17 protein-coding genes are annotated in these 19,604 nt (G+C 62.9%); 3 read left to right on the top strand and 14 right to left on the bottom strand.

Translation table 11 applies throughout. From position 1 onward, the window contains the following. The first annotated feature begins 3 nt into the window (after nt 1-3). A complete protein-coding gene (gene fabI / locus AC56QP_RS14375; RefSeq protein ID WP_489859291.1) occupies nt 4-816 on the top strand; it encodes an enoyl-ACP reductase FabI in 813 nt (270 codons plus the stop codon). A 124-nt stretch (nt 817-940) separates the two neighbouring features. Then, nucleotides 941-2,485 (top strand): putative bifunctional diguanylate cyclase/phosphodiesterase, encoded by a 1,545-nt coding sequence (locus tag AC56QP_RS14380; protein WP_497100437.1) that lies wholly within the window; start codon nt 941-943, stop codon nt 2,483-2,485. Between the two features lie 48 nt (nt 2,486-2,533). Here the strand turns inward: AC56QP_RS14380 and AC56QP_RS14385 are convergent, their stop codons facing one another. From AC56QP_RS14385 to rimP, 10 genes are all read right to left on the bottom strand, one after another. Next, nucleotides 2,534-3,553: a class I SAM-dependent methyltransferase gene (locus AC56QP_RS14385; protein WP_489859290.1), complete on the bottom strand. Its 1,020-nt coding sequence runs from the start codon at nt 3,551-3,553 to the stop codon at nt 2,534-2,536. A 71-nt stretch (nt 3,554-3,624) separates the two neighbouring features. Next, nucleotides 3,625-5,772 carry a polyribonucleotide nucleotidyltransferase gene (pnp, locus tag AC56QP_RS14390; protein WP_489859289.1) on the bottom strand — a complete coding sequence of 716 codons (2,148 nt, stop codon included), beginning with the start codon at nt 5,770-5,772 and terminating at the stop codon, nt 3,625-3,627. Nucleotides 5,773-6,051: 279 nt separating this feature from the next. Further along, the gene (rpsO, locus tag AC56QP_RS14395) at nt 6,052-6,321 is read right to left on the bottom strand and encodes a 30S ribosomal protein S15 (RefSeq protein ID WP_006337962.1); all 270 of its coding nucleotides are present in this window, start codon (nt 6,319-6,321) and stop codon (nt 6,052-6,054) included. A gap of 193 nt (nt 6,322-6,514) precedes the next feature. Beyond that, the gene (corA, locus tag AC56QP_RS14400) at nt 6,515-7,609 is read right to left on the bottom strand and encodes a magnesium/cobalt transporter CorA (RefSeq protein ID WP_489859288.1); all 1,095 of its coding nucleotides are present in this window, start codon (nt 7,607-7,609) and stop codon (nt 6,515-6,517) included. Nucleotides 7,610-7,652: 43 nt separating this feature from the next. Continuing rightward, a complete protein-coding gene (gene truB, locus AC56QP_RS14405; protein ID WP_489859287.1) occupies nt 7,653-8,621 on the bottom strand; it encodes a tRNA pseudouridine(55) synthase TruB in 969 nt (322 codons plus the stop codon). Further along, a complete protein-coding gene (gene rbfA / locus AC56QP_RS14410) occupies nt 8,621-9,061 on the bottom strand; it encodes a 30S ribosome-binding factor RbfA (protein WP_489859286.1) in 441 nt (146 codons plus the stop codon). The genes truB and rbfA overlap by 1 nt, the downstream gene beginning before the upstream one ends. A 110-nt stretch (nt 9,062-9,171) precedes the next feature. After that, complete coding sequence (gene infB / locus AC56QP_RS14415) at nt 9,172-11,742, bottom strand: translation initiation factor IF-2 (protein WP_489859285.1); 2,571 nt, start codon at nt 11,740-11,742, stop codon at nt 9,172-9,174. After that, nucleotides 11,739-12,389 (bottom strand): RNA-binding protein, encoded by a 651-nt coding sequence (locus AC56QP_RS14420; RefSeq protein WP_091580046.1) that lies wholly within the window; start codon nt 12,387-12,389, stop codon nt 11,739-11,741. The genes infB and AC56QP_RS14420 overlap by 4 nt, the downstream gene beginning before the upstream one ends. Nucleotides 12,390-12,427: 38 nt before the next feature. Then, nucleotides 12,428-14,023 carry a transcription termination factor NusA gene (gene nusA, locus AC56QP_RS14425; RefSeq protein WP_489859284.1) on the bottom strand — a complete coding sequence of 532 codons (1,596 nt, stop codon included), beginning with the start codon at nt 14,021-14,023 and terminating at the stop codon, nt 12,428-12,430. A 48-nt stretch (nt 14,024-14,071) separates the two neighbouring features. After that, nucleotides 14,072-14,707, bottom strand: a complete 636-nt coding sequence (gene rimP, locus AC56QP_RS14430) for a ribosome maturation factor RimP (protein ID WP_256748941.1) — start codon at nt 14,705-14,707, stop codon at nt 14,072-14,074. A gap of 287 nt (nt 14,708-14,994) precedes the next feature. Here rimP and AC56QP_RS14435 point away from each other — a divergent pair, with 287 nt between their 5' ends. Next, nucleotides 14,995-15,159, top strand: a complete 165-nt coding sequence (locus AC56QP_RS14435; protein ID WP_256748942.1) for a hypothetical protein — start codon at nt 14,995-14,997, stop codon at nt 15,157-15,159. Nucleotides 15,160-15,165: 6 nt separating this feature from the next. Here AC56QP_RS14435 and AC56QP_RS14440 read toward each other — a convergent pair whose 3' ends face one another. From AC56QP_RS14440 to AC56QP_RS14455, 4 genes are all read right to left on the bottom strand, one after another. Beyond that, complete coding sequence (locus AC56QP_RS14440) at nt 15,166-16,722, bottom strand: tripartite tricarboxylate transporter permease (RefSeq protein ID WP_489859283.1); 1,557 nt, start codon at nt 16,720-16,722, stop codon at nt 15,166-15,168. Nucleotides 16,723-16,747: 25 nt separating this feature from the next. Then, nucleotides 16,748-17,233, bottom strand: coding sequence for a tripartite tricarboxylate transporter TctB family protein (locus AC56QP_RS14445; RefSeq protein WP_489859282.1), 486 nt, complete (start codon nt 17,231-17,233; stop codon nt 16,748-16,750). Next, on the bottom strand, nt 17,230-18,174 hold the full coding sequence (locus AC56QP_RS14450) for a Bug family tripartite tricarboxylate transporter substrate binding protein (protein ID WP_489859281.1): 945 nt from the start codon (nt 18,172-18,174) through the stop codon (nt 17,230-17,232). Before AC56QP_RS14450 ends, AC56QP_RS14445 begins: the two co-directional genes overlap by 4 nt. A gap of 308 nt (nt 18,175-18,482) precedes the next feature. Further along, nucleotides 18,483-19,547 carry an ABC transporter substrate-binding protein gene (locus tag AC56QP_RS14455; RefSeq protein WP_489863602.1) on the bottom strand — a complete coding sequence of 355 codons (1,065 nt, stop codon included), beginning with the start codon at nt 19,545-19,547 and terminating at the stop codon, nt 18,483-18,485. Between the last annotated feature and the right edge of the window lie 57 nt (nt 19,548-19,604).

Below are 19,604 nucleotides of genomic sequence, written 5' to 3' on the forward strand. Positions count from 1 at the left end.
ACCATGGACGGATTGATGAAGGGCAAGCGCGGGCTTGTCATGGGTGTCGCCAACGACCATTCGATCGCCTGGGGCATCGCGCGGAAATTGTCCGAACATGGGGCGGAACTCGCCTTCACCTACCAGGGCGACGCCTTTGGGCGCCGGGTCAAGCCACTCGCCGACAAGCTCGGCGCCTCGCTGGTCGTTCCCTGCGATGTCGAGGACAGTGCTTCGGTCGCCGCCACCTTCGAGACCTTGGGCAAGGAATGGGGCGGGCTGGACTTCATCGTCCACGCCATCGGCTTTTCCGACAAGAATGAGCTGAAGGGCCTCTACGCCGACACCAGCCGGGACAATTTCGTCCGCACCATGGTGATCTCCTGCTACTCCTTCACCGAGATCGCCCGCCACGCCGCGACCTTGATGCAGGACGGCGGATCGATGATCACGCTGACTTATGCGGGGTCGGTGCGCGTCATGCCGAACTACAACGTCATGGGCGTCGCCAAGGCCGGACTGGAGGCCAGTGTGCGTTACCTCGCCAACGACTACGGTCCGCGCGGCATCAGGGTGAACGGTATATCGGCCGGACCGGTGCGCACGCTTGCCGGCGCCGGGATTTCCGACGCGCGCCACATGTTTTCCTACCAGCAGCGCAACTCGCCGCTGCGCCGCACCGTGACCATCGACGAGGTCGGCGGCTCCGCGCTTTATCTGTTGTCCGATCTCGCCTCCGGCGTTACCGGTGAAATCCACTATGTCGATTCCGGCTATCACATCGTCTCGATGCCGACGCTCGATGAATTGAAGCAGACCGACGGCGCGCGGGAATAGGCTGCGCTGGGAAATAGTCTTTCCCAGTAAAGAGATGATTCCTTCCAATAAAATTGGACGCATTCGCGGAAACTCATTTTAAGGAGGTATCTGCTAGAAAGCCCCGCACTCTGGGGACCTTTGAATGCCCGCTGTCAGCAACCCGAAGCGAACACCGGTGTTCCGGCTGCTCACCATAGCAAGCTCGGGCATTGGCAGTTTCGTCCTCGGTATCTGGGGTCTGAAGCTCGGTCTCGGCGATGGCATTGCCGGAATAACCGCGGGCATGATGGTCGCGATCATGGCCGCCCTCTGCGCCCTGGCGGCGGCGGGAGCCGCGATGTCCTTCTTCGCCGGCGTCGATGAATCGGCGGATTTCGTCTTCAACGAAACTCACTTCGACAAGCTGACCGGCCTGCTGGCACGCCCTGCGATGGTTGGCAAGATTGCCGAGGCGGCATGCACGACCAGCCGGACCGGCGAACCGATGTTCCTCATCGACATCGACATCGATCGGTTCAAGCAGGTCAACGACGCGATCGGCTACAGTCAAGGCGACGAATTGATCCGCGCCTTCACCAAGCGACTGAAGGCTTGCGTGCCTCAGCGAGCGCTGATCGGGCGTATCGGCGCCGGCGAGTTCGCGGTGCTGCTCCCCGACAATCAGGTGCAGGGGACGCTGGAAAGCTTCATCGAAAGGCTCATCGACGAGATGATGGAGCCCTATGAGCTCAGCACCCACATGCAATCGGTCAGCCTGTCGGTGGGCATAGTGGCGACGCCAAAGGACGGTATCGATCCCGTCCTCATCCTGCGCCGCTCCAATCTGGCGCTGCAGAACGCGCGCGCCAGCGGGGTCGGCAACTGGTCTGTCTTCCATGCCGAAATGGGCAGGGTTGCCGACCATCGCCAATGGATCGAATCCGAGTTGCATACTGCCTTCGAGCGCGGCGACTTCGATCTTCACTACCAGCCACAGCTGGATCTCCCGACTGGCCGCATCATCGGTTACGAAGCGCTGATCCGCTGGCGGCATCCAGAGCGCGGCATGATCCCCCCAATGGATTTCATACCGATCGCCGAGGAAACAGGCATGATCGGTCCGATCGGCGAATGGGTGCTGCGCAAGGCCTGCAGTGACGCCCGTCATCTGCCCGACGACTGCTTCGTCGCGGTTAACATCTCGCCCGTGCAGTTCATGACCAAGGACTTCGTCGGCATCGTGCGTGACACCATGACGAGCACCGGTATCAAGCCGTCGCGGCTGGAGCTGGAAGTGACCGAGACGGCGATGATGCAGGACCGTGACCGCGCCGCCACCATCCTGAAGCAGCTTGCCGACATGGGCATCTCGGTCGCTGTCGACGATTTCGGCACCGGCTATTCCAACCTGAGCTACCTGATCGATTTCTCGTTCGGCAAGCTGAAGATCGACCGCTCTTTCGTCAGCCGCATCGACACCGATACCAGCTCCGGCGCGGTCGTCTCGACCATCGTCGGGCTTTCGCGCGCGCTCGGCGTCAGCATCATTGCCGAAGGTGTCGAGACCGAAAGCCAGGCGACGCTGCTGAGGGCAGCCGGCTGCGACGTGGTGCAGGGCTTCCTGTTCGGCAGGCCGGCGCCACTCAAGTTCAGGGCTGGCGACGGGTATGCCACCGACGAGGTCCGGCGCGTCGCCAATCTGCATTGAGCACGGCGCGGCGCCTGCCCACGCGGACCTTCGGTTCGGACCAATGCTTCAACGACGTGCCGAAAGCACCTTGAACATGCCGTCGCGGGCAAGCTCGGCATGGCTCGAGAAGGCGGCCGACAGAATTGGCTCATAGGGAAGCTGACGGTTGGCCACCATGAACAGCCGCCCTCCAGGCTTCAAGGCCTTGGCTGCCGCGCGGATCATGCCGGCCCCGATCTCGGGCTCGGCCGCGCGGCTGCGGTGAAACGGCGGGTTCATGACGATCGCGTCATAGCGCCGTTCGACCGGCTCGCTCAGCAGATCGGTCCAGAAGAAATTCCGTGTGATCGACTGGCTAACCCCTGCCAGATTGAGCTTTGCAGCTTCGAGCGAGGCGAAGTCGGCCTCATGAAGGTCGAGCGCCAGAATGCCCGGCGAGCGCGCGGCGACTTCGGCTGCCAGGTAGCCCCAGCCGGCGCAGAAATCCGCTACGCTGCCACGCAGATCATCGGGCAAGTTCTCGACCAGCAATTTCGAGCCGGTGTCGATCCGGTCAAAGGAAAACATGCCCGGTGCGGTATGGAAGCGGCCCTCCACCAGCAAGGCTGGATTGGCGGCGCGCAGTTTTTGCGCCGCTGTCAGATCCGCGGGACGGCGGAGCCAGAAGGCAATGCCGTGATATTTCGGCAAATGGCCGTCGAGCGGCACAAGCTCGTCAATGCGCTTGCGCAGGCTGGCGATACCATCATCCTTGCCGCCGGCAATGACAATCAACCCACCCGGCGCCACGCTCTCGAGCGCCTGGGCGATACGCAATTCGTTGAGGCCGCGATGGCGGCCGGCAAGCACAAGCGCCATCCCAAAGCCATCGCCTTCCGCTTGCGGCGTGACGACGACACCGGAAGCCTGCAGCGCGCGAAAGTACGGCCGGAAGCCTTGCACGAGGTGAAGCTCCGCCTCGAAACCGTCAGGCAGGCGAAAGCCCGGTTCTGCGCCGAGAAAGAGAACGCGCTCGCCCGTTCGCGGCAAGGCGACAGCCTCGGCCTCGAATGGATGGAAAAGCGTCTTCAGCGCCTCAGCCGGCATTCCGATGTTCCTTCAAATGAAAACGGGCGCGACCTACCGGCGCGCCCGTTTTGATTTACTGGCCGGACCGATCAGGCGGCGTTTTCTTCGCCTTCGGTCTTCTTGTCGCGAGCGAGTTCCTTGCCGGTGGCCTGGTCGACGACCTTCATCGACAGGCGAACCTTGCCGCGCTCGTCGAAGCCCATCAGCTTGACCCAGACCTTGTCGCCTTCCTTGACAACGTCCGAGGTCTTGGCGACCCGGTCATTGGCAAGCTGCGAGATGTGGACGAGGCCGTCACGCGGGCCGAAGAAGTTGACGAAAGCGCCGAAGTCGGCGGTCTTGACGACCGTTCCTTCGTAGATCTCGCCGACTTCCGGCTCGGCGACGATGGTGTGGATCCACTTCTTGGCCGCCTCGATCTCCTTGGCGTTGGACGAAGCGATCTTGACCGTGCCGTCATCCTCGATGTTGATCTTGGCGCCGGTCTTCTCGACGATCTCGCGGATGACCTTGCCGCCCGAACCAATCACGTCGCGGATCTTGTCGGTCGGGATGTGCATGACCTCGATGCGCGGCGCGAACTCGCCGAGTTCGGGGCGGGCGCCGGTCAGGGCATGAGCCATTTCGCCGAGGATGTGCTGGCGGCCATCCTTGGCCTGGTCCAGCGCGATCTTCATGATCTCCTCGGTGATACCCTCGATCTTGATGTCCATCTGCAGCGAGGTGATGCCGTTGGCGGTGCCGGCGACCTTGAAGTCCATGTCGCCGAGGTGATCCTCGTCGCCAAGGATGTCGGAGAGCACGGCGAAGCGCTCGCCTTCCTTGATCAGGCCCATGGCGATGCCGGCGACCGGCTTGGCCAGCGGAACGCCCGCATCCATCAGCGCCAGCGAGGTGCCGCAGACGGTGGCCATCGACGACGAGCCGTTGGACTCGGTGATCTCCGAGACGACGCGCAGCGTGTAGGGGAACTGGTCAGCGCTCGGCAGCATCGGGCGAATGGCGCGCCAGGCGAGCTTGCCGTGGCCGATTTCGCGGCGGCCCGGCGACCCCATGCGGCCGGTCTCACCGACGGAATAGGGAGGGAAGTTGTAGTGCAGGAGGAACTTCTCCTTGTACATGCCGGTCAGCGAATCGACATACTGCTCGTCCTCGCCGGTGCCGAGCGTGGCAACGACCAGTGCCTGGGTCTCGCCGCGGGTGAACAGCGCCGAACCATGGGTACGCGGCAGGACGCCGACTTCCGAGACGATCTTGCGGACCGTCTTGAGATCGCGGCCATCGATGCGCGAGCCGGTGTCGAGGATGTTCCAGCGCACGACCTTGGCCTGGAGTTCCTTGAACACGGTGCCGATCTGCTCGGAGGTGTACTTGGCCTCTTCGCCTTCAGCCGGCGCAAACGCGGCCTTGACCTTGGCCTTGACGGCGTCGACGGCGGCGTAGCGCTTCTGCTTGTCGACGTTCTTGTAAGCGTCGCGAAGTTCGCCTTCGACGATCTTCAGCATCTCGGCTTCAAGCGCGGAATAGTCCGGCGCGGTGAAGTCGCGCGGCTCCTTGGCGGCAACTTCGGCCAGCTTGATGATGGCGTCGATCACCGGCTGGAAGCCCTTGTGGCCGAACATGACGGCACCGAGCATCAGCTCTTCGCCAAGTTCCTTGGCTTCGGACTCGACCATCAGTACGGCGTCGGCGGTGCCGGCGACGACGAGGTCGAGTTTCGATTCCTGCATCTCGTCGACATGTGGGTTGAGCACATATTCGCCGTTGATGTAACCAACGCGGGCACCGCCGACCGGGCCCATGAAGGGCACGCCCGACAGGGTCAGCGCCGCCGAGGTGGCAACGATCGACAGGATGTCGGGATCGTTCTCGAGGTCATGCTGAACGACGGTGACGACGATCTGGGTGTCGTTCTTGTAGCCTGCTGCGAACAGCGGGCGGATCGGGCGGTCGATCAGGCGGGAAACCAGCGTTTCCTTTTCGCTCGGGCGGCCTTCGCGCTTGAAATAGCCACCCGGGATCTTGCCGGCGGCGTAGGTCTTTTCCTGGTAGTTGACGGTCAGCGGGAAGAAATCGAGGCCGGGCTTCGGCTCCTTCATCGAAACGACGGTGGCGAGAACCTTGGTCTCGCCGTAGGTGGCGAGCACCGCGCCGTCAGCCTGGCGCGCGATCTTGCCGGTTTCGAGGATGAGCGGACGGCCGCCCCATTCGATTTCCACTTTGTGGTAATTGAACATGTCTTGTCCTTAATAAGCGGAAAGGGCCGCGCCGTTTCACGGTGCGCGGATGCCCTTTCCCTGGCTTCCTTTCTCGGGCAGCCACGGGCAAGACAACGGGAAGCTCGGGTAATTTCGGCGCGGCGAGCGCGCGCGAGCGTCCTGCAATCCTGCCCCATGACCGTCCATGGGCGGTTTCGAGTGGCCCTCTGCACGCTCGAAACCGGGTCTGGCCAATCGATACGATTGGCAGAATGCGCGACCGGCGGGCTCTCCGAAGAAAGCCCGCCGGTCAATTCGTCAACGGCGCAGACCGAGCTTCTCGATCAGCGTCTGATAGCGCGCGTCGTCCTTGCGCTTGAGATAATCAAGCAGGCTGCGGCGCTGGGAGACGAGAGCGAGCAGACCACGGCGGGAATGGTTATCCTTCTTGTGGTCCTTGAAATGGTCGGTCAGGTTCTTGATGCGCTCGGAAAGGATGGCCACCTGGACTTCCGGAGACCCGGTATCGCCCTTGGCGGTTGCGAATTCACCCATCAATTCCTTTTTGCGCTCGGCAGTAATCGACATCGTGTTTTTCCTTATCTGTTTGAGGAAACGGGTCGCCCTCAGCCGGGATGTCGTCCAGCAGGGGCCGGTGCACGCAACGCGTCAGGGCGCGATGCTGCGGCGCATATAGTGCAATTCCCCGGAAAACACCAGCCCAATTCACAAGCCGGCTTCGTCGCAGCTTTTGTGGTCCAAAAGAAGACTTTCGCCGCGGCTAGAGCCACTTCTTCCATCTGAAGAAGGCGATCAGCCCGATCGCGACAAGCAGCATGAAGACGAGTGCGGCCGGATAACCGTAGTAGGATCGCAGTTCCGGCATGTTCCATGGAGAGGCGTCGGGACTGAAATTCATGCCCCACACGCCGACCAGGAAGGTCAGCGGCATGAAGATGACGGAGACGATGGTCAGGTAGCTGATGACATCATTGGTGCGCGCCTGGCTCAGCGACAGATGCATCTCGATCAGGCCGGTCAGCATGTCGCGCTGGGTTTCCACCAATTCGATCAGCCGCAGCGAGTGATCGAGCGTGTCGTTGAGGAAGACCTTGGTCTCGGCCTTCACGTAGGGCACGTCGTTGCGGATCAGGGTCGCCAGCGCATCGCGCATCGGCCACAGCACGCCCTTCAACACATTGGCGTCGCGCCGCAATTCGTGCAGCTGCCGCATCTGATGCTTGTGCGGCATATTCATCATCTCGTCCTCGATGCTGTCGACCAGGTCGCCGGCAGTCTCGATTGGCGGGAAATAGCTGTCGACGATGGCATCGATCAGCGCGTAGGCAAGATAATCGGCGCCACGCGCGCGCAGCCGGTTGGGCGCCGAGCTCTCGATGCGCTTGCGCACCGGATCGAACGGATCGCCTTCCCGTTCCTGGAAAGTGACTACGAAACCCTTGCCGAAGAAAACGGCGATCTGCTCGTAGCGGTGCGCGGTGACGTCGTCGATCATCCTGACGACGACGAAGGCATGGTCCTCGAAGAAATCCACCTTCGGCCGCTGGCCAGTGTTGACGACGTCTTCCAGCGCCAACGGGTGAAGGCTGAAAATGCGGCCGATCTCCTCAATCAGCGAAATGTTGGCGAGTCCGGTACAATCGAGCCAAATGATCGGCCATTTTTCGCAATTGGCGGCGACGTCGTCGATGCTGGCGTTGTCGATGGTCTTGAACTTTTGCGGCGAGATCAGGGTCAGCCGCAGTTCCGAGCGCCGCGCCGTCGGGTCAGCGATCAGCGTGCCGGGCGACGCGCCGACCGGTGGCCGCCGCGTCCTCACGGGCGCCCGCTTCTTGACCGTCTCAGCCTTTGTCATGATCCCCTCGCGCGTCGTGTCGAAAGAAACTAGACGAGCGCCGTCACCCGGCAAAGACCCGCTTGGGCTTGAACATGCCTTGCTCGATCGCACCGATGGCGACCAGCTTGCCGCGTGCGGTGGCGCAGGCTTCTTCCGCTTCGACCGGCGCATCGCGCCCGCGAATAATGACCGGATTGCCGAGGCGGATCCTTGTCGCCGCATCGTCGCTGATGGCGATCTGCGGCAGACAGTCGAGCGCGGCCGACGTGTCGACCAGCAGCGCGTCGATCGCACCGAAATCGATCGGCTTTTCCACTTCATCGGCCGTTTCCGAACCTTCGTCGCCCTTTTCACCGAAGCGAGCAGCTTCCAGCTCGGCGATGGTGACGAAGTCTTCCGGCGTGAACGGCTCGACCTCGACCCGGCGCAGTTCGGAAATGTGGCCGAAACAGCCGAGATCGCGGCCCATGTCGCGGGCCAGCGAACGCACATACGTGCCCTTGCCGCACTCGACCTCGAAAACAGTGTGGTCGGCCTCGTGCTCGACAAGATCGAGACGGCCGATCTCGACCTCGCGCGGCGGGATGTCGACCGTCTCGCCCTCGCGGGCCAGGTCATAGGCGCGCTCGCCGGCGATCTTGATGGCCGAGAATTGCGGTGGCGTCTGCATGATGACGCCGGTGTATTTCGGCAGCAGCGCCAACACCTCGGCCTCCGACGGACGCTGGTCAGAGTCCTTGGTTACCGGACCCTCGAGGTCGTCGGTCGAACGCTCCTGCCCCCAGGCAACGGTGAAACGATAGATCTTGGCGCCATCCTGCACGTAAGGCACGGTCTTGGTGGCTTCGCCGAGCGCGATCGGCAGCATGCCGGAAGCCAGCGGATCGAGCGTGCCGGCATGGCCGGCCTTGTCCGCCTGGAACAGCCACTTGATCTTGGAGACGGCTTCGGTCGAACCCATGCCGACCGGCTTGTCCAGCACCAGCCAGCCCGAGATCGGCCGGCCCTTCTTCTTGCCGCGACGCGCCACTATTCGGTGTCCTTGTTGTCGTCTTTGTTCTGGTCGGCTTTATCTTGGTCGTCCGGGTCCAGGTCGCGCGCCACTTCGGGCGACTTGAGGAGCTCATTGATCCTCGCGAAATTGTCGAAGGAGGTGTCGAGCTTGAAGCGGAACTCCGGCATGAACTTCATCTGCCGCAGCGCGCCGGAGACACGGCCACGCACGAATTTCGCATGCTTGTTGAGCGCCTCGACCACCGCTCCGGTGTCCTTGGCGCCGAGTGGCGAAACGAAAGCGGTGGCGACCCTCAGATCGGTAGACATACGCACTTCCGAGACCGAAACCACGGTATTCTCGATCAGCGGATCGATGATCTCACCGCGCTGCAAGGTTTCGGACAGCGCATGGCGCACCTGTTCGGCGACACGCAGCATGCGCTGGGATGGGCTTGAAGTGGTTGGACGGGGCATTTTTCTCAATCCTGAAAGCGTGAGGCGCGGGATGGGACCGTGCCGCATGTCTCATATGTGTTGGGCGGCGGTCTTTCGACCACCGCCCGGTATGGACAAGTCACTCGAACTCAGAGCGTCCGGGTCACCATCTCGACGCGGAAGCACTCGATGACGTCGCCGACACGCATGTCCTCGTAGTTCTGGAAGGCCATGCCGCACTCCTGGCCGCCTGGAACTTCCGAAACCTCGTCCTTGAAGCGCTTCAGCGTCTTCAGCGTGCCTTCGTGGATGACGACGTTGTCGCGGATCAGGCGCACGCCCGCGCCACGCTCGACCTTGCCTTCGGTGACACGGCAGCCGGCGATCTTGCCGACCTTGGTGATGTCGAAGATCTCGAGAATCTGCGCATTGCCGATGAAGGTCTCGCGGCGTTCCGGCGACAACAGGCCCGACAGAGCCGCTTTCACGTCATCCACAAGATTGTAGATGATCGAGTAGTAGCGGATCTCGATGCCCGCCGCCGCGGCAGCGGCACGCGCCTGGACGTTGGCGCGGACATTGAAGCCGATAATCGCCGCACCCGAAGTCTCCGCCAGCGACACGTCGCTTTCGGTGATGGCGCCGGCGCCGGCATGAACGATGCGCGCACGCACCTCGTCGGTGCCGAGCTTGTCCAGCGCCGCGTTGATCGCCTCGATCGAGCCCTGCACGTCGCCCTTGATGACCAGCGGGAATTCCTTCAGTCCGCTCGTCTGCAATTGCGACATCATCTGCTCGAGCGAGCCGCGCTGGCCGGCATGCTTGGCAACCGCCTTCTCACGCGCCAGACGCTGGCGGTACTCGGTGATTTCGCGGGCACGGGCCTCGTTGTTGACCACGGCAAAGCGGTCGCCGGCCTGCGGCGTGCCTTGCAGGCCAAGCACTTCGACCGGCATCGCCGGCGGCGCTTCCTTGATCTGCACGCCACGATCGTTGACCAGAGCACGCACCCGGCCCCATTCGTTGCCGGCGACAAGGATATCACCCGGCATCAGCGTGCCGGTCTGCACCAGCACGGTGGCAACCGGGCCACGGCCCTTGTCGAGCTGAGCTTCGATGACAACACCCTCGGCGGTGCGGTCCGGATTGGCCTTCAGGTCCAGAATTTCGGCCTGCAGCAGGATCGCCTCGAGCAGCTTATCGAGATTGGTGCCCTTGGTCGCCGACACTTCGACGTCCAGCACTTCACCGCCCATCGATTCGACGAAGACCTCGTGGCGCAACAGTTCCGAACGCACCTTCTGCGGATCGGCATCATGCTTGTCGATCTTGTTGATCGCCACGATGATCGGAACACCGGCCGCCTTGGCATGGCTGATGGATTCGATCGTCTGCGGCATCACGCTGTCGTCGGCCGCCACCACCAGGATGGCGATGTCGGTTGCCTGGGCACCGCGGGCGCGCATTGCCGTGAAGGCGGCGTGGCCGGGCGTGTCGATGAAGGTGATCTTGTGACCATTCTTCTCGACCTGATAGGCGCCGATGTGCTGGGTGATGCCGCCGGCCTCGCCGGACACGACATTGGCGTTGCGGATGGCGTCGAGCAGCGAGGTCTTGCCGTGATCGACATGGCCCATGATCGTCACCACAGGCGGACGCGACACCAGGTCCTCGGCATTGTCGGCGATGTTGAACAGGCCTTCCTCGATGTCGGATTCGGCGACGCGGCGAACCGTGTGGCCGAATTCGGTGGCGACCAGCTCGGCCGTGTCGGCGTCGATGACGTCGCCCGGCTTCAGGATCTGGCCCTGCTTCATGAAGAACTTGACCAGGTCGACGGCGCGCTCGGACATGCGTTGCGCAAGTTCCTGGATGGTAATGGTTTCTGGCAGGATCACTTCGCGCATGACTTTCTCGCGCGGCTCATTGTGCATCGCGCGCTTGAATTTCTCCTGGCGGCGACGCATCGACGACAGCGAACGAGCCCGCGCGTCTTCGTCGGACAATGCTGAATTCAGCGTCAGCTTGCCCCGGCGGCGGTCTTCCTCGCTCTTGGTCGGCTTGGCCGGGCGCGCCACTTCGGGCGTGACCGGACGGCGCACCGGCGCACCGGCGCCAGTCCGCTTCGGCTTGACCTCTTCCTCGTCGTCGACCGTCGCCAGTTCAGCGGCCAGCGGCGCACGGCGGCGTGCCTCTTCCTCGGCCCGGCGGCGGGACTCGGCCTCGGCCTGCAACCGCGCCTCTTCCTCGGCCTGGCGGCGGGCGGATTCCTCGCGTTCGCGCTTGCGGCGTTCTTCGTCCTCGGCGCGGCGCTTGGCGTCCTCGGCGGCGCGCTGACGGTCCTCGACCTCACGCACCTTCGAGCCTTCGAGCGCCCTGCGGCGCGCTTCCATTTCACTGCGCGACAGTTCGTTCAGCACCATGCCGCTGCGCTCGACCGGAGGCTGCGGCGGTGGCGGCGGCGCCTTGGGCGCTTCCTGCACGACGGGCGCTGCCACGACCGGCGGCTTCGGCGTGAACACCGGTGCGGCAACCGGCTCCGGCTTGTCGCCGGGCATCGAGAACTTGCGCTTCTTGGTTTCGACGACGACCTGCTTGGTGCGGCCGTGCGAGAAGTTCTGGCGCACAGTGCCCTGTTCCATACCGGGGCGCTTCAGCGTCAAGGTCTTCTTCGGCGTCACACTCAGCGTATTGTCGTCACCCGATTTCGTATCGCTCATTCCATATCCTCTGCGGCATCATCTTCGTCAGCAACAGCCGCAAGCATTGCCAGATCGTCCGGGGAACCGCCCCGATACCGGTCGAGCGCAACCATGCGCTTCTGGACCGCCCTGCCCGCGTCTCCCGCGAGAACGGCAGCATGTATCACATTTGTACCCCCCAATGCCAAGCTCAACTCGGCCTCGGAGAAAAGTTTGTAGGCAAGGATAGCAGGCCCGCCGAGATGGACTGTCGCCCGCCGCGCCTGGCTGATCTTGCGTACGCCGTCGTCGGATGCCTCGGCCGCATGGAGCACGAAAAGCGCCAGCCCGCCGCGCACCGCGCTCTCCACCTTGGTGGCGCCAAGCGAAATTGCGCCTGCCTTGCGTGCAAGCCCCAGCATGCCCAGGGCGTATCTGGAGAGCAACCCGTCGACCATGCCGCCAAGATCGGGCGGCACGACCACCTGTGCCTTGAAGGCGCGGGCAAAGAGGTTTTTCGCCGCAGCCTTGTCGATATGTAGGCGGTCGGCGCTCACCCAGCAACCACGGCCGGGCAGATTTCTCTTGATGTCTGGAACGACGGCCGAATCCGGGCCGACGACGAACCGGATCAGTTCATCCGGTTCGGCCTGCCTGCGGGTGACGATGCAGGTGCGATCGTTCATCTCGTCCAAGGGCGGGTTCGGTGCGATGCGGTTTCACCTCACGCACCAACGGCTTCGTCAGCCGGTTCTTCTTCGGCTGCAAGCTCGTCTTCGGTGATCCAGCCGGCCTTGAGGCGGGCGGCCAGAACCATCTGCTCGGCATCGGCGCGCGTCACGCCATGGCTGGCGAGCACACCCGGAAATACCTTTGTCTCGCCGTCCTTGCGTTCCTTCCAGCCGGTCAGGTCGTCAGCCGCGTAGCCAGCGAAATCCTCGATCGTCTTGATGCCGTCCTCACCGAGCGTCACCATCATGGCGGTGGTGATGCCGGGAATTTCGCGCAGCTCGTCCTTGACGCCCAGCGCCTTGCGCTTGTCGTCGTGCTCGGCCTCGATCTTCTCCAGATACTCGCGGGCGCGGGTCTGGATCTCCGAAGCAGTGTCTTCGTCGAAGCCATCGATCGAGGCGATCTCGCCGGCATCGACATAGGCGACTTCCTCGACGCTGGTGAAGCCTTCGGAGGCCAGCACCTGGCCGACCATCTCGTCGACGTCGAGGGCTTCCATGAACAGCGACGAGCGCTCGACGAATTCCTTCTGGCGGCGCTCGGATTCCTCGGCCTCGGTCAGGATGTCGATATCCCAGCCGGTGAGCTGCGAGGCGAGCCGCACGTTCTGGCCGCGGCGGCCGATGGCCAGCGACAGCTGGTCGTCGGGAACCACGACCTCAATGCGTTCGGCATCCTCGTCGAGCACGACCTTGGCGACTTCGGCCGGCTGCAGCGCGTTGACGATGAAGGACGCGGCGGAAGGCGACCACGGAATGATGTCGATCTTCTCACCCTGCAATTCGCCGACGACCGCCTGGACGCGGCTGCCGCGCATGCCGACGCAGGCGCCGACCGGATCGATCGATGAGTCCCGCGAGATGACGGCGATCTTGGCACGCGAGCCCGGGTCGCGGGCGACCGACTTGATCTCAATGATGCCGTCATAGATCTCAGGCACTTCCATGGTGAACAGCTTCGCCATGAACTGCGGATGGGTGCGCGACAGGAATATCTGCGGGCCGCGCTGCTCGCGACGCACATCGTAGACATAGGCGCGGACGCGATCGCCATATTTGTAGTTCTCGCGCGGGATCAGCTCGTCGCGACGGATGATCGCCTCGCCACGGCCAAGATCGACAATGACATTGCCGTATTCGACGCGCTTGACCGTGCCGTTGACGATTTCGCCGATGCGGTCCTTGTATTCGTCGTACTGGCGGTCGCGCTCTGCCTCGCGCACCTTCTGCACGATGACCTGCTTGGCCGACTGGGCGGCGATGCGGCCGAAATCCATCGGCGGCAGCTGTTCGGCGATGAAGTCGCCGAGCTGGGCGTCGGGATTGCGCTCACGCGCCGAGGATATGGCGATCTGCGTGGCGTAGTCATCGACCTTCTCGACCACTTCCATCAGCCGCTGCAGCTTCATCTCGCCGGTGTTGGGATTGATGTCGGCACGGATGTTGGTCTCCTGGCCGTAACGCGAACGCGCTGCCTTCTGGATCGCATCGGCCATGGCGGCGATGACGATCGACTTGTCGATCGACTTTTCACGCGCGACCGCATCGGCGATCTGCAGCAGTTCAAGCCTGTTGGCGCTTACAACCATGTTTTTTCTCCCGAGCTTGTTGCCGAGCTTTTACGCCCGGCAGCCCAATCACATTTCCTGTTCGGTTTCGTTTTCCGCGCCCTCTGGCGCCTCGTCTTCCGGCTCGCCGCGGCGTTTCTTCGCTTCCTTGCGCGCCCTGTTGTCCTTCGACAGCGCGTCACGGATGAGATCGTCGGTCAGGATCAACCGGGTTTCGGCGATCGCATCGTAAGGTACGCGCACCGTCGGCTCTTCGCCATAGGCGGCCTTGTCGCGCTCGATCAGCACGTCATTTTCACCGGCCTCGACGATCTTGCCCTTGAACCGCTTGCGATCGGCGACAATGATCGATGTTTCCATCTTGACCAGATGACCCGTCCACGTCGCGAAATCAGACTTGCGGACCAATGGCCGGTCGATACCGGGCGACGAGACCTCGAGATGATAGGCCTTTTCGATCGGATCATCGACATCGAGCGCCGGCGACACCGCGCGGCTGACCTCTTCGCAATCCTCGACGGTCATGGTGCCGTCCTCGCGTTCGGCCATGATCTGCAGCGTCAGCCCGTTCTGGCCCGACAGATGCACCCGCACAAGGCGGAAGCCGATCGCGCGCAGCACCGGCTGGACGATCAACGCGATGCGCGCATCGATGCCGCTCTCGCGGATGATGCGATCGTCGCCCTCGCTTGCCGTTGCAGTCATTCGATCCCTGTCGTTCGATTCGAAGCTATCGGCAGGTAACAAAAAAGAGCGGGACCGGGTGGACCCACTCTTCGTCATACCGACCAAGAATTTGAAGCTGATATAAACGAAGGTGGCGCGCCTTTCAAGTCCCGTAGGCGGCAGCGCCCCCCGAACGGAATTCAACCGACTGTTGCAGCACGCGCATGGCAAGCATGCAGTCGCGCCACTAACCGGCTGTCTTTCCAGTACCTATGTGCTGTGGGTCGTGCAATTTCGATGATGCACGGCAGCAAGGAAGAAAACAAATGAATACCTACAAGCCGTTTGGCGCTATTGGCGAACTGATCCGCCTGTTTGGCAGTGCAATTACCGTATCGGCTGCTGTTGAGCGCGGTCGCCGTCCCGACAATCGGGACCTGGTGGCGCTGGGCATCGAACCGCGCGATTTCCACCGAATCCGGCGCTTCTAGAGCCTGTCAGTCCTCATTGGCGCCAAGCTGAGCCAGAACCTTGCCTCGGCCACGGGCCCGCAGATAGAGCGGCAAAAGCACCGCGGTCGCCGCTAGCAGCAACAGAATCACCGCAATCGGAGATCCGACCAGGATCAACAGATCGCCCTGGCTGATGGCCAGCGCGCGGCGCAGTTGCTGCTCCGCCATCGGCCCCAGGATCAATCCCACCACAACCGGCGCAATCGGATAGCCGAAGCGGCGCAGGCCGTAGCCGAGCAGGCCGAACGCCAAAAGCATGCCCAGTTCGAACGAAACGGGCAAAGTGAACAGACCCAGGACGTTGACCTGCGACACGGCTGCATTGGCACCGATCGTTCCGAGCGTCGCAAACGTCAGGATGCCGGCATAGAGCCAGGGTGTCGGTATCGTCAAAAGCTTGATCCAAACACCGATCAGCGGCAGGTTGAGCACCAGAAGCATCAGATTGGCAACGAGCAGGCTGGCAATCAGACCCCAGACAAGCTGAGGATTCGTGGCGAACAGCAGCGGGCCTGGTTGCAGCCCGAACTGCTGGAAGCCAGCCAGCATGATCGCAGCCGTGGCCGTGGTCGGCAGTCCCAGCGTCAGCAACGGCACCAGCGTGCCGGCAGCCGAAGCGTTGTTGGCCGCTTCCGGACCTGCAACGCCTTCGATCGCGCCGTGGCCGAATTCTTCCGGTTTTTCCGCAAGCTGCTTTTCCACCGAGTAAGAAAGGAACGTGCCGATTTCGGCGCCACCAGCCGGCATTGCGCCGATCGGGAAGCCTATGGCGGTGCCACGCAGCCAAGGCTTCCATGAGCGGCGCCAGTCCTCGCGGGTCATCCAGACCGAACCCTTGACCGCCTGTATGGTTGAACTGCTGCTCTTGCCGGCGGCAACGCTCAGTGCTTCGCCGATGGCAAAGAGCGCCACCGCTAGAGTGGTCACCTCGATACCATCGAGCAGGTCGGGAATACCGAAGGCGAGACGCGCCTGCCCTGTCTGCAGGTCAATACCGATCAACCCGAGCCCCAGACCGATGAACAGCGCGGTGAGACCGCGTAGCGTCGAGTCGCCGAAGGCAGCCGAAACGGTCATGAAGGCGAGGATCATCAGCGCGAAATATTCGGCCGGACCGAACGACAACGCCATCTTGACGATCGTTGGCGCGATGAAGGCGAGGCCGATAGTGGCAATCAGCCCGGCGACGAAAGAGCCAATGGCGGCCGTCGCCAGTGCCGGCCCGCCGCGCCCGGCGCGAGCCATCTTGTTGCCTTCCAGCGCGGTAACGATCGAGGCACTTTCGCCCGGCGTGTTGAGCAGGATCGACGTCGTCGAGCCGCCATACATGCCGCCATAGTAGATGCCGGCAAACATGATCAGCGAGCCGGCCGGGTCCAGTTTGTAGGTAACCGGCAGAAGCAGCGCCACGGTGAGCGCCGGGCCAATGCCGGGAAGAACGCCGACAGCCGTGCCGAGCGTGACGCCGATGAGCGCATAAAGCAGGTTCATCGGCTGGAGAGCCGTCAACAACCCTTGCGCCAGCAGACCGAACGTATCCATCAGGGCCGAACTCCCACGAAAATCGCTAGAACAGCTGTTCGAGCGGGCCGGCAGGCAGCGAAAGCTGCAGCCCCTTGGCGAAGATGATCCAGATGATGAATGACAGGACGAAGCCGATCGGGATCGTCTGCCACAACGGGCCACGGCCAAACGCGCGCGCGGTCGCGGCAAAAAGCAGGCCCGTGGCAATCGCGAAGCCGGCCACCTTCAGCAGCAGCATCTGGGCCACGAGGCCGCCGACGATCCACAGGATCGGACTGATCTCCTGATGTTCGCGTTCGGGAAAATCGCCGCGAAAGGCCTCGAAAGCCGTCCAGATCGACAGACCAAGAAACACCGCGGCAATGAAGTATGGAAAGGTCGTGGGGCCGACGCGCGCATAATTGGCCCCGGCACCGTGGCTGGCGGTGCTCCACGCAATCACCACGGCCACGATGGCGAGGGCGGCGGCGATGACAAGCGCCGCCCGATCCGGGCGGCGCTTCGCTTGCTGGTGGTCGGTCTGGCTCATTTCACCAGACCGATATCTTTCAGGATCGCCGCCGTCGCTTCGGTGTCCTTCTTGAGCTGGGCGGAGAATTCGTCACCGGCGAGATAGGTGTTGGCCCAGCCCTTGTCGGCGAGAATCTTCTTCCACGACGCCGACTGCACCATTTTGTCCACGTCGGCAAGCACGGCGGCTTTCTGATCGGCGGAGAGGCCGGGAGCGGCAGCAACCATGCGCCAGTTCTGGATGGAAACATCCACACCGCCTTCCTTGAAGGTCGGCGCATCGATGGCTTCGACCTTGGTCTCGCTGGAGATGCCGATGATGCGAAGCTGACCGGCCTTGATCTGCGATTCGAATTCGCCATAGCCCGAAATGCCGACCGTCACCTGGCCGCCAAGAATGGCGGCAAGAGCTTCACCACCGCCGGAAAAGGCGATGTAGTTGATCTTGGTGGGGTCGACGCCAACGGCCTTGGCAAGAAGGCCCGCGGCAATGTGGTCGGTCCCTCCGGCAGAACCGCCGCCCCAGGAGACCGCGCCCGGATCAGCCTTGAGCTTGGCAACCAGCCCGGCCATATCCTTGATGTCGGACGCGGCCGGAACAACGATCGCTTCATATTCGCCGGTCAGGCGGGCGATCGGGGTGATCTGGTCGAGCGTCACCGGCGAAGCGTTGGTAAGGATCGCGCCGACCATGACATAGCCACCGACGATGAGCTGGGTCGGATCGCCATTGGCCTGATTGACGAACTGCGCGAGGCCGATGGTGCCGCCGGCTCCAGGAACGTTGTTGACCTGCACGCTGCTTGATATCTTTTCGTCCTGGAGCGCGGTCTGCATCGAGCGTGCCGTCTGGTCCCAACCGCCGCCGGGGGCTGCGGGAGCCATGATCTTGTAGTCGGCCGCCGCGGCCGGCAGGGCGAGTGCGCCCGCGATGATGGATGCCAACACGAATTGCTTCATTTGCCGTTCCTCCCTTGCTACCCGCATGTGCGGGGCAAATGCTTGTTCAGTTTCGAAGCCCGCGTCAGGCAGCGTCCCGAAATAACAAGGAAGGAGCTGGCCGGCTCAGCGTCCGGCCACTATGGGCAGCGTTTCCAGGCCACCTGCACGGCGGCAGTGCCGGCCGTCGGTAGTCTTTGCGGAAACGTGTTCGAAGTCCTCCCGAACTTTCCGAGCCTCGCCGCCTCCACGGATGGGCCAAAACCTACCTAGCATGGCAACCTGACATCAGACTGACACCGATGCAACAGGATAGGCATATCGCGCTATCAGGGACTGCGCAGCGCCGCGTTCCAGCGTTCGATGAGGCGCATGCGCTTTACCTGGTCGAGATAGACCATCAGGCCCGGGCTGACCGGGACCGGACGCAATTGTGCGCCGAGAACCTCCTGCATCCTGTTTGCCGTGTTCTCACCCGATACCTCTGGATTGACGGCAGCGATCTCGAGTTCGCGCGCCATCACCGTCTGTCCTTCCGCGGACATGAAATATTCAAGATAGCGGCGACCGAGGTCGGGTGAGTGGGAGCCGGTCGGCACCAGCCCGATGCGCGACATCACTACCGTATAGTCCTTGGGCAGGACAATGCCGACGTCGGGATCTCTGGCGGCCCAATCGGCGGCATAAGAACCCAGGATGTTGTAGCCAAGCACAAAGCGGCCATCGGCGATCCGCTCGAGGATGGCGGAGCTGGTCGAATAGAGCTTCACTCCTGCCGCTCCCATGGCGCGGATCACCGACCAGATGTCCGGATATTGCTCCTGGTCGCGCGCCATGAACATGAAACCAACGCCGGAACGCTCGATGTCGTAAGTGGCGATGCGGCCATAGACCTTGTCGCCCTGGGTCCTGAGGAAATCGACGAACTGGCCGCGCGTGGCCGGCGGCGGAACGTCCTTGAAGCTCGGCTTGTGATAGACGAACACCGCGGGCTCGAAGGTCAGCGCATAGGCCGTGTCGCGCCAGTTTGCCCAGCGCGGCCAGCGATCGGAGAGCGGCAGACGGCTTTCCTGAGCATAGCCGTCATTGGCGAGCTTGACCTGGAGGTCCATGGCCGAGGAAAAAGCAATGTCGGCGGTGCCCTTGCCGGCGTCCGTTTCGGCCACGACACGATCATAGATGTCGGTCGTCAGCAAATCCTCGTAGCGCACGGCGACATCGGGATTGGCCCTCTGGAAGCCGTCGATCATCGGTTTGGCCAACGGCGCGTCAAGCGAGGAATAGACGACCAGCGTGCGTGCATTCGAAGCGCCGTCAAGTGCGGGAAAGAGGGTGACCTCGGCCCGCGCGGGCGGCGAAAGACAAACCAGAACGGTGAGTATGGCCAAGCGCATGGTCGCCAGACCATGCATCAACAATGCGGGTCGTACAACGGCGACACGCGATGGACG

The sequence above is a fragment of the Mesorhizobium sp. RCAM 05104 genome (assembly GCF_059683645.1).

What these genes read in the sequence shown, in the direction of transcription:
- fabI (WP_489859291.1), top strand. Translation starts at nt 4, where the DNA reads ATGGACGGATTGATGAAGGGCAAGCGCGGGCTTGTCATGGGTGTCGCC.
- AC56QP_RS14380 (WP_497100437.1), top strand. Translation starts at nt 941, where the DNA reads ATGCCCGCTGTCAGCAACCCGAAGCGAACACCGGTGTTCCGGCTGCTC.
- AC56QP_RS14385 (WP_489859290.1), bottom strand. Translation starts at nt 3,553, where the DNA reads ATGCCGGCTGAGGCGCTGAAGACGCTTTTCCATCCATTCGAGGCCGAG.
- pnp (WP_489859289.1), bottom strand. Translation starts at nt 5,772, where the DNA reads ATGTTCAATTACCACAAAGTGGAAATCGAATGGGGCGGCCGTCCGCTC.
- rpsO (WP_006337962.1), bottom strand. Translation starts at nt 6,321, where the DNA reads ATGTCGATTACTGCCGAGCGCAAAAAGGAATTGATGGGTGAATTCGCA.
- corA (WP_489859288.1), bottom strand. Translation starts at nt 7,609, where the DNA reads ATGACAAAGGCTGAGACGGTCAAGAAGCGGGCGCCCGTGAGGACGCGG.
- rbfA (WP_489859286.1), bottom strand. Translation starts at nt 9,061, where the DNA reads ATGCCCCGTCCAACCACTTCAAGCCCATCCCAGCGCATGCTGCGTGTC.
- infB (WP_489859285.1), bottom strand. Translation starts at nt 11,742, where the DNA reads ATGAGCGATACGAAATCGGGTGACGACAATACGCTGAGTGTGACGCCG.
- AC56QP_RS14420 (WP_091580046.1), bottom strand. Translation starts at nt 12,389, where the DNA reads ATGAACGATCGCACCTGCATCGTCACCCGCAGGCAGGCCGAACCGGAT.
- nusA (WP_489859284.1), bottom strand. Translation starts at nt 14,023, where the DNA reads ATGGTTGTAAGCGCCAACAGGCTTGAACTGCTGCAGATCGCCGATGCG.
- rimP (WP_256748941.1), bottom strand. Translation starts at nt 14,707, where the DNA reads ATGACTGCAACGGCAAGCGAGGGCGACGATCGCATCATCCGCGAGAGC.
- AC56QP_RS14435 (WP_256748942.1), top strand. Translation starts at nt 14,995, where the DNA reads ATGAATACCTACAAGCCGTTTGGCGCTATTGGCGAACTGATCCGCCTG.
- AC56QP_RS14440 (WP_489859283.1), bottom strand. Translation starts at nt 16,722, where the DNA reads ATGGATACGTTCGGTCTGCTGGCGCAAGGGTTGTTGACGGCTCTCCAG.
- AC56QP_RS14445 (WP_489859282.1), bottom strand. Translation starts at nt 17,233, where the DNA reads ATGAGCCAGACCGACCACCAGCAAGCGAAGCGCCGCCCGGATCGGGCG.
- AC56QP_RS14450 (WP_489859281.1), bottom strand. Translation starts at nt 18,174, where the DNA reads ATGAAGCAATTCGTGTTGGCATCCATCATCGCGGGCGCACTCGCCCTG.
- AC56QP_RS14455 (WP_489863602.1), bottom strand. Translation starts at nt 19,547, where the DNA reads ATGCGCTTGGCCATACTCACCGTTCTGGTTTGTCTTTCGCCGCCCGCG.